The organism is Sphingopyxis sp. (assembly GCF_965227415.1).
Taxonomy (GTDB): domain Bacteria; phylum Pseudomonadota; class Alphaproteobacteria; order Sphingomonadales; family Sphingomonadaceae; genus Sphingopyxis.
Genome location: NZ_OZ245749.1, coordinates 980,559 through 993,687, shown reverse-complemented (window position 1 = coordinate 993,687; position 13,129 = coordinate 980,559). Strand labels below are relative to the sequence as shown.

The 13,129-nt window shown below is 64.9% G+C and carries 13 protein-coding genes; 9 read left to right on the top strand and 4 right to left on the bottom strand.

The features are described 5' to 3' along the window. Positions 1–15 precede the first annotated feature (15 nt). Positions 16–762 (top strand): SDR family oxidoreductase, encoded by a 747-nt coding sequence (locus ACO055_RS04810; RefSeq protein ID WP_422061460.1) that lies wholly within the window; start codon positions 16–18, stop codon positions 760–762. On the opposite strand, the gene ACO055_RS04805 is transcribed toward ACO055_RS04810, so the two are convergent. Genes ACO055_RS04805 through ACO055_RS04795 form a run of 3 tightly spaced genes read right to left on the bottom strand, consistent with a single transcriptional unit; the run spans position 744 to position 5,277 of the window. Then, positions 744–2,636, bottom strand: coding sequence for an AMP-binding protein (locus ACO055_RS04805; RefSeq protein WP_422061459.1), 1,893 nt, complete (start codon positions 2,634–2,636; stop codon positions 744–746). The two genes, ACO055_RS04810 and ACO055_RS04805, sit on opposite strands and share 19 nt — an antisense overlap. Positions 2,637–2,640: 4 nt before the next feature. Continuing rightward, positions 2,641–3,033: a 2,4'-dihydroxyacetophenone dioxygenase family protein gene (locus ACO055_RS04800; protein ID WP_422061458.1), complete on the bottom strand. Its 393-nt coding sequence runs from the start codon at positions 3,031–3,033 to the stop codon at positions 2,641–2,643. A 24-nt stretch (positions 3,034–3,057) separates the two neighbouring features. Further along, positions 3,058–5,277 carry a TonB-dependent receptor gene (locus ACO055_RS04795; RefSeq protein ID WP_422061457.1) on the bottom strand — a complete coding sequence of 740 codons (2,220 nt, stop codon included), beginning with the start codon at positions 5,275–5,277 and terminating at the stop codon, positions 3,058–3,060. A gap of 277 nt (positions 5,278–5,554) precedes the next feature. Here ACO055_RS04795 and ACO055_RS04790 point away from each other — a divergent pair, with 277 nt between their 5' ends. The 6 genes from ACO055_RS04790 to ACO055_RS04765 all read left to right on the top strand — a co-directional run bounded on the left by ACO055_RS04790 (position 5,555) and on the right by ACO055_RS04765 (position 10,377). Continuing rightward, positions 5,555–6,553, top strand: a complete 999-nt coding sequence (locus tag ACO055_RS04790; protein WP_422061456.1) for a helix-turn-helix domain-containing protein — start codon at positions 5,555–5,557, stop codon at positions 6,551–6,553. 75 nt (positions 6,554–6,628) lie between these two features. Continuing rightward, on the top strand, positions 6,629–7,414 hold the full coding sequence (locus ACO055_RS04785) for an SDR family NAD(P)-dependent oxidoreductase (protein WP_422061455.1): 786 nt from the start codon (positions 6,629–6,631) through the stop codon (positions 7,412–7,414). Beyond that, positions 7,411–8,400, top strand: coding sequence for a thiamine pyrophosphate-dependent dehydrogenase E1 component subunit alpha (locus ACO055_RS04780; RefSeq protein ID WP_422061454.1), 990 nt, complete (start codon positions 7,411–7,413; stop codon positions 8,398–8,400). The genes ACO055_RS04785 and ACO055_RS04780 overlap by 4 nt, the downstream gene beginning before the upstream one ends. Continuing rightward, the gene (locus tag ACO055_RS04775) at positions 8,387–9,436 is read left to right on the top strand and encodes an alpha-ketoacid dehydrogenase subunit beta (RefSeq protein ID WP_422061453.1); all 1,050 of its coding nucleotides are present in this window, start codon (positions 8,387–8,389) and stop codon (positions 9,434–9,436) included. The genes ACO055_RS04780 and ACO055_RS04775 overlap by 14 nt, the downstream gene beginning before the upstream one ends. Then, positions 9,429–9,659 carry a biotin/lipoyl-containing protein gene (locus ACO055_RS04770; protein ID WP_422061452.1) on the top strand — a complete coding sequence of 77 codons (231 nt, stop codon included), beginning with the start codon at positions 9,429–9,431 and terminating at the stop codon, positions 9,657–9,659. The genes ACO055_RS04775 and ACO055_RS04770 overlap by 8 nt, the downstream gene beginning before the upstream one ends. Beyond that, positions 9,643–10,377, top strand: coding sequence for a lipoyl protein ligase domain-containing protein (locus ACO055_RS04765; protein WP_422061451.1), 735 nt, complete (start codon positions 9,643–9,645; stop codon positions 10,375–10,377). The genes ACO055_RS04770 and ACO055_RS04765 overlap by 17 nt, the downstream gene beginning before the upstream one ends. Positions 10,378–10,461: 84 nt before the next feature. Here the strand turns inward: ACO055_RS04765 and ACO055_RS04760 are convergent, their stop codons facing one another. Next, a complete protein-coding gene (locus ACO055_RS04760) occupies positions 10,462–11,724 on the bottom strand; it encodes an alpha/beta fold hydrolase (protein WP_422061450.1) in 1,263 nt (420 codons plus the stop codon). Positions 11,725–11,948: 224 nt separating this feature from the next. Here ACO055_RS04760 and ACO055_RS04755 point away from each other — a divergent pair, with 224 nt between their 5' ends. Continuing rightward, positions 11,949–12,122 (top strand): DUF1328 family protein, encoded by a 174-nt coding sequence (locus tag ACO055_RS04755; RefSeq protein ID WP_422061449.1) that lies wholly within the window; start codon positions 11,949–11,951, stop codon positions 12,120–12,122. 313 nt (positions 12,123–12,435) lie between these two features. Next, a complete protein-coding gene (locus ACO055_RS04750) occupies positions 12,436–13,068 on the top strand; it encodes an EF-hand domain-containing protein (protein WP_422061448.1) in 633 nt (210 codons plus the stop codon). Positions 13,069–13,129: the final 61 nt, after the last annotated feature.

The window sequence follows — 13,129 nt, the reverse complement described above, 5'->3', positions numbered from 1 at the left end:
TCGGGGAGAGGCCAAGTGGATCTGGGTATCAAGGGGCGCACGGCGATCGTCTGCGCCGCGAGCAGTGGTTTGGGCCGCGCTTGCGCGAAGGCGCTGGCGGGCGAGGGCGTCCATGTCGTGATCAACGCGCGCACCGCCGACACGCTGGAGGACGCCGCTGCCGAAATTCGGGCGCATGCACCCGACGTGGCGGTCACGACGATCGTCGGCAGCGTGACCGATCCGGCTGTCCGCAGTGCGCTGGTCGCCGCGGCAGGCGAGGTCGATATTCTCGTCAACAATGCGGGCGGGCCGCCGCCAGGCGACTATCGCGACTGGGACCGCGACATCTGGATCGCGGCGATCGACCAGAATCTCCTCGCCGCGGTCGAGCTCATCCGGCTGACCGCCGATGACATGGCGGCGCGCGGTTTCGGGCGGATCGTCAACATCACTTCGTCGGCGGTGCGCGTGCCGATCCCGGTGATCGGCCTGTCGAACGCGACGCGCGCGGCGCTGACCAATTTCGTCTTTGGCCTGGTGCCGCAATATTCGGCGAAGAATGTGACGATCAACAACATCCTGCCCGGTCCCTTCGACACCGGGCGGCTCCGCAACTCGAAGGAAATCACCAGGCATCTGACCGGCAATGCCGTCGCGGGCCGCATCGGTGATCCCGACGAGATGGGCGCGATGTGTGCTTTCCTGTGCAGCCGCCAATCGGGCTATGTGACCGGGCAGAATATCCTGATGGACGGTGGCCTCTATCCGGGCAGTTTCTGAAGCGGGATCGAATGACCGCCCAATTGCGCGGCGATGGCGCGGATGGCGTCGGGGTTCTCGATGGTCGGCGGTATGCCGACATCTTCCCCATTGGCGAGCCGGCGGATCGCGGCGCGGAGAATCTTGCCCGAGCGGGTCTTTGGCAGGGCCTCGACGATAAGGACCTGCTTCAGCGCCGCGACGGGTCCGAGTTGCTGCCGGACCAGCGCGATGATCTCGCGCGGCAGGTCGATTTCGGCGCCCGCGCCGCTCTTCACGACCGCGAAGGCGAGCGGCACCATGCCTTTCAGCGCATCGTCCGCCCCGATCACCGCGCATTCGGCGACAGCGGGGTGGCTGGCGACGATCTGTTCGATCTGGCCGGTCGAGAGGCGATGCCCGGCGACATTGATGATGTCGTCGGTCCGGCCCATGACATGAAGCAGGCCATCGGCATCGATGTGGCCCGCGTCGCCGGTTTCGTAATGGCCGGGGAAGCTCTCGAACGCGCGGCCATATGCTGCGTCATTGTTCCATAGCGACGAATAGCAGCCCGGCGGCAGCGGAAGCGCGATCGTCATATGGCCGCTCGCCCCCGAATCGACGGGGGCACCGTCGTCGCCCAGCACGGCAAAACGAAATCCCGGCACCGGGAAACCCGCCGATCCCGGCAGCCGCCGCAGGTCCTCGAGGCCGAGGCAGGTCGCAGCAGCGGGCCAGCCCAGTTCGGTCTGCCACCAATGGTCGATCACCGGCAGCGCGAGGTGCCGTTCTGCCCACAGGATCGTGTCGGGGTCGGCGCGCTCGCCGGCAAGGAACATCGCGCGAAGACGCCCGGTGCCGAGATCGCTGATGAAGCGGCCATCCGGATCTTCCTTGCGGATCGCGCGGATCGCGGTGGGGGCGGTGAAAAAGATGTCGACCTCGTGCGCGGCGATCGTGCGCCAGAAAGTCCCTGCGTCGGGCGTGCCGACGGGCTTGCCCTCGAACAGCAGCGTGGCACAGCCGGCGATCAGCGGGCCATAGACGATATAGCTGTGCCCGACGACCCAGCCGACGTCCGACGCCGCCCAGAACAGCTCGCCCGGCCGCGCGCCATAGACATGCGCCATGCTCCACGCGAGCACGACGGCATGGCCGCCATTCTGGCGCACGACGCCTTTCGGCATCCCCGTCGTTCCCGAGGTATAGAGGATATAGAGCGGATCGGTCGCATCGACCGAAACGCATGGCACCGGCCCCGCCTCGGCGACCCGTTCCGCCCAGTCGAGATCGCGGCCGCCCCTCATCGGTGCCTCAACCTGGCCGCGTTGCAACAGCACGACATGATCGACCCCATGCTGCGCCAGGTCGAGCGCTTCGTCGACCAGCGGCTTGTAGGGAATGATCCGCCCGCCCTCGATGCCGCACGACGCGGTGAGCAGCAGCTTCGGTGCCGCGTCGTCGATCCGCTTGGCCAGTTCGGGTGCGGCAAAGCCCCCGAACACTACCGAATGAACCGCGCCGATGCGCGCGCAGGCGAGCATCGCGAACAGCGTTTCGGGGACCATCGGCATATAGATGACGACCCGGTCGCCCTTGCCGACGCCGAGCGCCGCGAGCATGCCGGCGGTACGCGCCACGGCATCGAGCAATTCGTCGAAGCTGAAGCGCTGCCGCGTTCCGGTCACCGGGCTTTCGTGGATGACCGCCGTCGCATCGCCGCGCCCCGCGACCACATGACGATCGACGGCGTTGTAACAGCTGTTGAGCTTGCCGTCGGCAAACCAGCCTTTGCCTTCGCTCCAGCCCGTCTGCGGCGCTTCGATCCAGTCGATCGCTTCGGCCGCCTTCAACCAGAAGGCGTCCGGGTCGGTCAGGCTTTCCGCATAGGTTTGTTCGTAAATCCGGCTCATTGTCTCACACGGCGGCGATCAGGTCCTCGAGCAGTTTATGGTCGAGGATCGACGATATCTCGCCTTGTTCGTCGAGAAACGCAATCGGCCCGTAGTTGGTGAACAGCAGTTCGGTATATTCGGGAAAGGCCGTGTGGTCATGAACGACGTCGAGCGGCTCATAGCCATAGGTCCCGGCGGGCGCTTCGCCCATGCGGTACGTCATGCGCCCTTTCGTCACATAATATTCGCCGGCGCCGAGGTGCCGGTGCGGGCCGAAGAAACTGCCGGGCTGGGCGCGAAACAACACGGTCCAGCGACCTGTCTCGGCGCTTGAATAGAGTAGGGCGAAATCGATCCCCTCGGCCAGATTGGCCCAGGTCATATCGGCGGCGGTCGTCAGATGTTCGTCCATCATGGCGGGATACTCTTTGCTGGTTGATCAGAAGCGGACGGAGAATTCGGCGCCATAGGTCGCGCGTTCGCCATAATAGCGCGGCACGAATCCGAACCCGCTCGTGTCGGTCGCATCGACGATATAGGCCTTGCCGGTGACATTCTTGGCCCAGGCGGCAAGCTCCCAACCCTGGTCGGGATCGGCAAAGGCGACGCGCAGGTTGAGCAGGCCATAGCCTTCGCCCGAACTGATCAGGTCGCTCTCGGCATTGTTGTAATATTTCTTGCCGGTGTAGTTATACTCGGCGCGCCAGCGCGTCTCGAAGCGCCCGAGGGGCACGGTCACCTGTGCAAAGGTCGAGAGCGTGAATTTGGGTGCACCGGGCAGCCGGTTGCCGGAGAAATCGCGCGGATTGCCGGTAACGGGATCGATCGCCCCCGACAGGTAATTCTTGTACTTCGCATCCAATATGCCGAGGTTGAGCCCGAGGTCGAGCCAGTCGGTCGGCACGGCCGTCGCCTCGACCTCTATCCCCTTGATCGTCGCGTCGGCGGCATTGTCCAGACCGAGCGTCGGCACTGCGCTGCCCGCCTGCCGGTTGACCGACAGCACCTGCAGATCGGTATAGTCGTAATAGAAGGCCGACAGGTTCAGCCGCAAACGCCGGTCGAAAAGCGTACTCTTCAGTCCGATTTCGTAAGAGGTCAGATATTCGGGATCGACCTGCGTCCGTTCGGCGACGCTCGTGATGATGCCGATGTTGAAGCCGCCCGCCTTGAAGCCGCGATCGACACTGGCATAGGCCAGGATATCGTCGGTGACATCGACGTCGGCGCCGATGCGCCAGGAAAAAGATTTGAACGTATCGCGCAGCGCCGCGAACGGGACCAGCGGTACCGGCGCGCCATCGGCGATGTTGGCGTCGAAGAATCCGGACACCAGATCGGCGCGATGCGTCGCGCGTACCTTGTCGATCGTATATCGTCCGCCGAGTGTCACGCGGAGCGTCGGGATGATCGCATAGGTAGCCTGCCCGAAAATCGCATAAGCCCGGTTCTTGCGCGTCGCGCGCGTGATCAGCGGCAGTGCGCCTTGCGCGAAGGTCAGTTCGCCGAGCAGATCGGCATTGCTGTCGGCGTCGAGATCCTCCTGGAAATAATAAAGGCCGCCGATCGCGTTGAGCGGGCCGCCGTCATAGGCGAGCTGGAACTCCTGCGTCACCTGCTCGGCGTCGGTCAGGAAGGTGATCTCGTCGACGCGCTTGGTGCCGCCATCGACGTCGACGCGGTTGTCGACGTCGCTCTTGTCATATCCGCTGATCGACTTGAACGTGAAGTCTCCAAAGCTCTGCGCGATGTTGAGGTTCACGAAGACATTGTCGCTGTAGTTCCGCGACTCGCCGTTGAAATTCAGGATGTTGGAATTGTCCGGAAACGGATCGCTATACCCGAACAGGTCGGCGCCGTTGATCGTGCCGACGGGCTTGTTCTCCAGATAGTCGCTGCGGTCGCGGCCGCCGCCGACCGACAGACGCACGTCGGTATCGTCCGTCGGCCGCCAGCGCAGGATCGCGCGCGCCGCCGCTTCGTCGACATTGATGGCATCTTCGCCGGTGAACAGGTTCGTCTTTTCGCCGTCGCGGCGGCGGACGATCCCGGCGACGCGCAACGACAGCCCGTCGGCGAGCGGCAGGCTGGCCGCGGCCTCCGCCTCGAACAGGTCGAAGCGGCCATATCCGGCGCGCGCGTTGCCCTCGAACACGTCGCCCGGAAGTTTCGAGAAGAACTGGATCGCGCCGCCGGTGGTGTTCTTGCCGAACAGCGTGCCCTGCGGACCGCGGACGACTTCGATCCGTTCCAGGTCGAACAGCGAGAAGATCTGGCTGCCGGTCGAGGCGACGACGACATCGTCGCGATAGATGCTGATCGGCCCGATCGACGAGGCGTTGAAATCGTTGTTGCCGACACCGCGGATGAAGATGTTGGGGACGCCGCCAAAGGTCTTGATCTCCAGGTTGGGGACCTGATCGCCGATCGACAGGCTGTTGGTGAAGCCGGCCTCCTTGATCGCCTTGTCGTCGAACGCGGTGACCGAAATGGGCACGTCCTGCAGATTTTGCGCGCGCTTTTGCGCGGTGACGACAATCTCGCCAACCCCGCCTGCCGCCTGCGCCTCTTCGGTCGCCTGCGCAAAGGCCGGCGCGGCTTGCGCGAACGCGGCCAGCGCGGTCGCGGCATAGAGCGAATATCGGAAATGGTCGGACATGGACTCCCCCTTCATTGGCGCCGCGCCCTGCATTGGAGCGCCGCTTTCATCCTGCCTTCTAAAGGGCAGTCAGCGCTCCGGTCATGCGCGGGAGTGCTCCAAAAGTTGGTTGGCAGCGAACCGGTCGAGGATAGGGAAAAGCTGCAATTTGTGCGGCAAATACTGCCTGATTTGCGTCGTTGCGTCCCATGTCTTGTGCCAGCGCGAACCCGCTGCGCCGCGCGATTGCATCGATGCCGCAAACACCGTAGCTTTCCGGGCGGAGAGGGATGAACCTATGCTTTCGAGCGAAGAACGGTGGACGTCCGCGTCGCTGCCGCCGCCGCGCCAGTTGCCCGGTTTCCAGGAGATGTTCGACCGCACCCATTTCCATTGGGGCCTCAGCGGTTCGGGCGAAGACCATTATAATGCCAAGGTGCGCCGACGCGCGATCGACGATTTCGTCTTCACCGATATCGTGTGCGATCCGGTGACGGGCTATCGCACGATGGACGATGTGAAGCGCGGCGCCGACGATTATTTCTGCCTCCTGTATTTCGAGGAAGGCAATTGCCTCCTCCAGCAGGGCCGCAACGAAGCGATCATCCGCCGCGACGTCATCGCGGTCTGGGACAGCGCGCGCCCCGCGATGTTCCATTGCGACGAGCAACTGCACCAGCTGTCGATCCTGATTCCGCATCAGATGGCCAAGACCATCGTGCCGGGCATCGAGGATATGTGCGGCCTCACCGTCGATGGCAGCGCTGGGCTGGGGTCGATCCTGCTCTCGCATCTGCGGCAGATTCACAAGACGGTCGAGGGGGTCGATCCGGAGGATCGAGCGGCTGTCCTCCGCGCGACCGTCGAGCTTGTCGCTGCCGCTTTCCGGCCCGAGCCCGACCGGCTGACGGGCAGCGCCTTCCGTCGCGCGCTGCTCGGCCGGGTGCAGGAATATATCGTCGCGCATCTGGGCGACCCGTCGTTGTCCGCCGCGACGATCGCCGCCGCCTTTCGCTTCAGTCCGCGCTATCTGCACCGCCTGTTCGAGGAGTTCGGGGTCACCGTCGGCACCTGGATCCGCGAGCGGCGGCTCGTTGCCGCGCGCAGCGACCTGTCGAGCCGGGCGATGGCCGGATACAGCATCACGCAGATCGCGATGCGGCACGGCTTTGCCGATGCGTCGCATTTCAGCCATGCCTTCCGCGACGCCTTCGGCATGTCGCCGCGCGATTGCCGCCAGTCTGCCACCGAGGCCGCGCGGGTCGAGCGCGCTGCGAGTTCCCTCCTGCCCAAATAGATCGCCGTTCTGACGCAAGCCAGAATGCGGCGTTCCACCTAGCCCTTGGTCAAGGAAATTGGGCAGGGACGGGATATGGGCGAGCGATTGCGAGACAAGGTCGCGCTGGTAACGGGCGCGGCGCAGGGCATTGGCGCCGGGATCGCCAGAGCGATGGCTGCCGAGGGAGCGACAGTGATCGCCGCCGACGTCAACCGCGCCGGGGTCGAAGCACTGGCGTCAGAGATTGGCGCGACGGCGTGGATGCTCGATGTCACCAGCGAAGACGGCTGGGCTGCCGCGGCGGACCATGTCGCGACCACGCACGGGCCTCTCTCGATCCTTGTCAACAACGCCGGCGTCGAGCTGGTCAAGCCGATGACCGCGCATAGCCTCGCCGACTGGCGCGCGCTGATGGCGGTCAACGTCGACGGCCTGTTCCTCGGCTGCCGGGCGTTTCAGCCGTTGCTTGCGGCAGCGGGCGGGCAGGGGCGTCCGGCCAGCGTCGTCAACATATCGTCGATCGCCGGCCTTGTCGGTTATCCCGATCAGCTCGCCTACAACACGTCGAAGGGCGCAGTGCGCCATATGACCAAGAGCCTCGCGATCGAATGGGCAGCGCACGGGCTGCCGATCCGCTGCAACTCGATTCACCCCGGCTGCATCCGCACGCCGATGCTGGAGATGGCCGTCGAGGGCTGGGTACGCGAAGGGTCGATCCCCGCCGACGATCCCTGGGCGGCCGTCGCGTCGCTCTGCCCGCTGAACGCTGTGGGCAGCCCCCAGGATATCGCCATGGGCGCGGTCTATCTGGCCAGCGACGAGGCGCGTTTCGTGACTGGCATCGAACTGGTCATCGACGGCGGATGGGTGGCGCGATGAGCGGGCTGGGCAATCGCAATGATCGACTGTGGATGTACGCCACGATGGTCAAGAGCCGCCACTTCGAGGCGTTGATCAAGCCGGCCTATTTCGAAGGCAAGAGCCCGGTGTTCAATATGGCGAAGGGGCCGCTCCCCGGCGAAATGCATCTTTCGGACGGTCAGGAGCCCTGCGCGGTCGGCGTCTGCGCGCATCTGCGCCCCGGCGACACGGTGACCGCGACGCATCGTCCGCACCATATTGCTATTGCCAAGGGCGTCGATCTCGACGCGATGACAGCGGAAATCTTCGGCAAGGCGACGGGCCTGTCGGGTGGGCGCGGCGGGCATATGCATCTGTTCGACGCGCGGGTGAACTTTGCCTGTTCGGGGATCATCGCCCAGGGGCTCGGCCCGGCGGTCGGCGCCGCTCTCGCGGCGAAGCTGCGCGGCGAGGATCATGTGGCGGTCGCCTTCCTTGGCGAAGGCGCGGCGAACCAGGGCGCGTTTCACGAGTCGCTCAATCTGGCATCGGTCTGGAAGGTGCCTGCGATCTTCGTGATCGAGGACAATAGTTATGGCATTTCGGTCGCCAAGCGCGATTGCACCGCGGTCGAGCGCAACGCCGACCGCGCCGCCGCCTATGCGATGCCCGGGCATCATGTTGCGGGCAACGACGCCGACGCGGTGCACGCGATTGCCGGTCAAGCTATCGCGCGAGCGCGGCGAGGCGAGGGACCGTCGCTGATCGAGATCGAGACCTGCCGGCTCGAAGGCCATTTCATGGGCGACGCCGAAGGGTATCGCCCCGCAGGCGAGGTCGCACGACTGAAGGCTGGCGATCCGATCCCGGCCTATCGCGACCGCCTGCTCGCCGACGGTTTCGATGCGGCGGATCTCGACCGCGCCGAAGCGCAGGCCCGGACCGACGTCGACGCCGCTTTCGTCGCGGCGCGCGCGGCGGCCTATCCCGATCCCGAGGAGGCCTTTGCCCATGTCTTCGCCTGACGTTGCCACTCTCGCCAAGCCCTCCCGCCGGCTGACCATCGCCCGCGCCATCGCCGAAGCGATCGGGCAGGAGATGGAGAGCGATCCGGCTGTCCTCGTCATGGGCGAGGATATTGGCAAGCTTGGCGGCGTGTTCGGCACGACCACCGGCTTGCTCGACAAATTCGGACCCGACCGGGTACGCGACACGCCGATCTCCGAAACGGCTTTCATCGGTGCCGCGGTCGGCCTCGCGGCATCGGGAATGCGGCCCGTGGTCGAGCTGATGTTCGTCGACTTCTTCGGCGTGTGCATGGATGCGATCTACAATCTCGCGGCCAAGCAATGCTATTTCTCGGGCGGGCAGGTGCCGTGCCCGATGGTGCTCATGACCAGCGTCGGCGGCGGCTATGGCGATGCCGGGCAGCACAGCCAGGCGCTATACGCGACCTTCGGCCACCTGCCGGGACTGAAGGTCGTGATCCCGTCGAACGCCTATGACGCCAAGGGGCTGATGCGCGCGGCGATCCGCGATCCCAACCCCGTCGTCTTCATGTATCACAAGGCGCTTCAGGGCATGGGCTGGCTCGGCACCGTCCAGCGCTCGATCACCGATGTGCCCGATGGGGATTACGACGTCCCGCTCGGGCAGGCGGCGGTCGTGCGCGAGGGCCGCGACATCACGCTCGTCGGGCTGGGGCTCAGCGTCCACCACGCGCTCGATGCCGCTCTGCGTCTGGCCGAAGCGGGCCATTCGGCCGAGGTGATCGACCTGCGCAGCATCGCGCCGCTCGACCGCGACACCCTGCGCGCATCGGTGCGCAAGACCGGCCGGCTGCTCGTCGTCGATGACGATTATACGAGCTATGGCGTCGGCGCCGAAGTCATCGCTACGATCTGCGAAGCGGGCATCACGCTGCGCGCGCCGCCCACGCGCATCGCCCACCCCGATATTCCCGTGCCGTTCACGCCCGTAATGGAGCATTTTGTGTTGCCCGATGCCGACAAGGTGACGGCGGCCGCCCTGCAAATGATGGAGTTCGCTGTCGATGGTTGATGTGCGTGTCCCTGCCGGATTATGGCGCGAAAGCGACGAAGCCGCGATCTCGGCGTGGTTCTACGCCGACGGTGATGCCGTCGCCGAAGGCGCCGTGATTGCGGAGATCATGGTGGAAAAAACCACCCACGAACTCCCCGCCCCCACCTCAGGCACGCTCTACATAACGGTAGCGGCAGAGGCACCAGTCGTGGCCGATCAAGTCGTTGCCCGGATCGATTGAAGCGCAAGGGCCTCCGCCGCTGCTGGAACGGGTCGCGCGAGCGATCGCTCCCGATATTCCGGTCGAGCCAGGGCACGGCGCCGCGGCGATCGACGAGGATGTCCATCGCCTCGATCGCCTGCTCGGCGAGCAGCAGGAGCGGCAGGTCATGCGGCTCTGGACCAATAGCGCGTGCCTTGTCACGACCCGGCGGTTCGCAGCGATGCGGGACTTCGACGACGCCGCAGTGCAAAGCCATGCTCGGGGATGGCCGGTGTTTGTCAGACGATCCGGCGGGACTACGGTTGTCCACCGACCCGGAATGCTCAACGCCAGCCGGTTCGACATATGGCGTTCGGACGAGATTGGCGTCGTCGATCGCTTTCGGCGGTTCGCGGACGATCTGGCGGGTTCGCTGCGATCATTGGGATTTTCGGCCGCCACGGGCGCGATCGCCCGGAGCCATTGCGACGGCCGTTTCAATATCATCGTCGATGGTCGGAAAATTGCGGGTACTGCGTCATTGTTCCGCCAGCGCCAGGGGTGGTCAGGCTTGCTGTCGCACGCGACCATCTGGGTCGAAGGTGATGTGCGAGCCGACATCTCCGCTGTCACCCGGTTCGAATGCAATCTGGGCCTCAAGCCCGACTATGACGCCGACGCGCACGCAAATTTGGTCGGAAAACAGCGCGATCATTCGCGGTTGAGCTCTCGCACGGTTGCATCCTGTTCGGCCTGATCCACGCGCTCAACTTGCTGGTGACGCGAGATTTGCAGGCGGCGCTGCTTCAAGCGGCCGCGGTTTTCGCGAGCAGGATCATGATCATGGCCCTGCGCATCGATCCCCGGTCGCGCGATCCATCGCTTCCATATGCGCTTCGGGCGGTTCGCACGGAGCGGGCGGTTCGCCTTCTGCCATGGCAAAGCGCGCGCCGCGTTCGAGCGTCCGGTGGACTGGGCAGCGCTCGGCAATTTCCATCATCCTTGCCCGCTGGCTGTCGTCGATCGCGCCTTCGATAGATACGCGAACATTGAAAAGATCGGGCTGAGGATTGCTCACTTCCTTCTGGTGGCCGACCACCGTGCGGATCCGCGTTACCGGCAGGCTCTTGCCGTCGGCATAGAGACGCAGCGTCATCGTTGTGCAGGCAGCGAGCGCCGCCGAAAGCAGGTCGAAGGGGCTGGGGCCGGAGCCCAGGCCGCCGACACTTGCAGGCTCGTCTGCCAGAAAGACATGATCGCCCGCCGTGATCGCAACCTGGAACTTCCCGTCGCCTGTCTCTTCGGCTTCGGCATCGACCGTCGGCGCGGGCGGATGGATCGGTGCCGTCAGATAGGGCGTGGCCCACGCCGCGATCATCGTTCCGACGCGCTCGACATCCTGTGGACGGCTGAGCAGATGATCAGCGTCGTCGAGCGAGACGAAACTCTTGGGATGACGCGCGGCGACGTAGATCTTGGTCGCATTCTCGATCCCAACCGTATCGTCGAGCGGCGCGTGCATAACCAGCAGGGGGCGGCGAAGAGCAGCGATGCGCGCGCCCTGATCCTGTCCGCGAAGATCGTCGATCAATCCCTTGCCGACGCGGAAAGGCCGCCCGGCAAGCCGCACGTCCGCCGCCCCTTCGGCATCGATCACTGCAAGCGCTGCAGGGTCGAACTGGTGCAGCGTGTGCGCGACGTCGAAGGGCGCATTCACCGTCGCGACCCCGCGGATCGAGGGGAGGCTGCTCGCCGCAGCGATCGCGGCGGCGCCGCCCAGGCTGTGTCCGATCAACAGCGAAGGCGCTTTGTCGTCGGCTGCCAAGGCGCGCGCCGCCGCTTGCAGATCCTGGACGTCATAGGAAAAGCGACTGTCGGCGAAATCGCCCTCGCTTTCGCCGAGCCCGGCAAAGTCGAAGCGCAGGACACCGATCCCTTGGCGTGCGAGCAAACGCGCGATGCGTACCGCGGCGCGATTGTCTTTCCCGCATGTGAAGCAGTGCGCGAACACTGCCCAGCCGCGCACCCGCCCGTCGGGCAATTCCATTCGTCCCGAAAGCTGTTTCCCGGTCGATCCCGAAAATTGAAATGGACGCGTGACCATGGCGCTTTCTCCCCTGCGCGCATCGACTCCTGCGACGGCGTCCCGATGGTCACGCTTCGCGCGTCGATTGTCCAACAGGAACTTTCGGGCGCCGCCGCCGTTTAATCACCGCACTTACGATGCACGAAAAAACGGCGCGGCGGTTTCTCCCGCGCTTCGGCACTCGGCTTCTTCACGCCGGTTGCGGAAGCGGATTTGCGCGTCGGCGAACTAGGAGACTTCACATGTTCAAATGGGCTTTGATCTTTGCCGTGGTCGCGTTGGTCGCCGCGCTGCTGGGCTTTGGCGGCATCGCCGGCACGGCTGGCGGCATCGCCAAAATCCTGTTCTTCATCGGGCTGGCGCTAGTCGTCCTGTTCGTCATCCTTGGCGCTGCTGCAGCGCGGAAAGTCACCTGAGCTTTGCAACGCGAAAATTTTCGCGGCTCTCGGGAACCATTCGGCCATGCAGGCGTTTCAACAGTCTATCTGATCGAAAGAGACGGTAGATAATGCTTCCCGTCTCAGGACGGAAGCTAGGGAGCCCCGCCGCAGAAATGCGACGGGGCTTACTCGTTTAGGGAGACTTCCCCTTGCGCCGATATGAACGGCGCCGCGATTTCACGACAATTTGCGACAATTTTGTGCTCTTCCGGCAACGGAGTGGGACAACTCGCATCTAGAACGACCTCATCGGGGCACCTTGATGTCCCTCCGACGAGGAGTTCGTTACGTGAAAAAGAAGATTTCCCTTTTGACGCTGGGCGCTGCGCTGATCGCCGTGCCCGTTCTTGCTGCTCCGGGTGCCGGCGCGCGCGGCGATTTCGACGGAAACGGCACGCTGACCCGCACCGAAGCTCAGGCGCACGCCGCCGAAAAATTCGCGAAGCTTGATGCCAACCAGGACGGAAAGCTCGACGCAAGTGATCGCGCAGCGAAGCGCGCGGAGACGCAGGCCAAGATGTTCGAGCGTCTGGACGCGAATAGGGACGGCAATATCAGCAAGGCCGAATGGGACCAGCATGGCGCCGACCGCGCAGCGAAGCGCGACGAACGCGGCGAGAAGCATGCCGATGTCGGTGGACCCGGCGAAGGCAAACGGCACGGCATGCGCGGCCATCATGGCAAGCGCGGTGGTGGTCATGACATGGGCGAGGGCAGGATGATGGCTCGCGCCGACACCGATGGCGACAGGGCGATCAGCCAGGCAGAGTTCCAGACTGCGGCGCTCGCACGCTTCGATGCGGCCGACGGCAACAAGGATGGCCAGGTGACCGCCGAGGAACGCGCAGCGCAGCGCGAGGCGTGGAAAGCCAAGGCCGCTGAATGGCGTGCGAAGCGCGCCGCGGCCCCGGCCAGCGAATAATCTTTTGGCAGGGGCCGCCGCGCGAAGCGCAGGCTACCCCCCTCCCGGCATTGCCTTTGCC

What these genes read in the sequence shown, in the direction of transcription:
- ACO055_RS04800 (WP_422061458.1), bottom strand. Translation starts at nt 3,033, where the DNA reads ATGATGGACGAACATCTGACGACCGCCGCCGATATGACCTGGGCCAAT.
- ACO055_RS04785 (WP_422061455.1), top strand. Translation starts at nt 6,629, where the DNA reads ATGGGCGAGCGATTGCGAGACAAGGTCGCGCTGGTAACGGGCGCGGCG.
- ACO055_RS04775 (WP_422061453.1), top strand. Translation starts at nt 8,387, where the DNA reads ATGTCTTCGCCTGACGTTGCCACTCTCGCCAAGCCCTCCCGCCGGCTG.
- ACO055_RS04770 (WP_422061452.1), top strand. Translation starts at nt 9,429, where the DNA reads ATGGTTGATGTGCGTGTCCCTGCCGGATTATGGCGCGAAAGCGACGAA.
- ACO055_RS04790 (WP_422061456.1), top strand. Translation starts at nt 5,555, where the DNA reads ATGCTTTCGAGCGAAGAACGGTGGACGTCCGCGTCGCTGCCGCCGCCG.
- ACO055_RS04805 (WP_422061459.1), bottom strand. Translation starts at nt 2,636, where the DNA reads ATGAGCCGGATTTACGAACAAACCTATGCGGAAAGCCTGACCGACCCG.
- ACO055_RS04780 (WP_422061454.1), top strand. Translation starts at nt 7,411, where the DNA reads ATGAGCGGGCTGGGCAATCGCAATGATCGACTGTGGATGTACGCCACG.
- ACO055_RS04755 (WP_422061449.1), top strand. Translation starts at nt 11,949, where the DNA reads ATGTTCAAATGGGCTTTGATCTTTGCCGTGGTCGCGTTGGTCGCCGCG.
- ACO055_RS04795 (WP_422061457.1), bottom strand. Translation starts at nt 5,277, where the DNA reads ATGTCCGACCATTTCCGATATTCGCTCTATGCCGCGACCGCGCTGGCC.
- ACO055_RS04760 (WP_422061450.1), bottom strand. Translation starts at nt 11,724, where the DNA reads ATGGTCACGCGTCCATTTCAATTTTCGGGATCGACCGGGAAACAGCTT.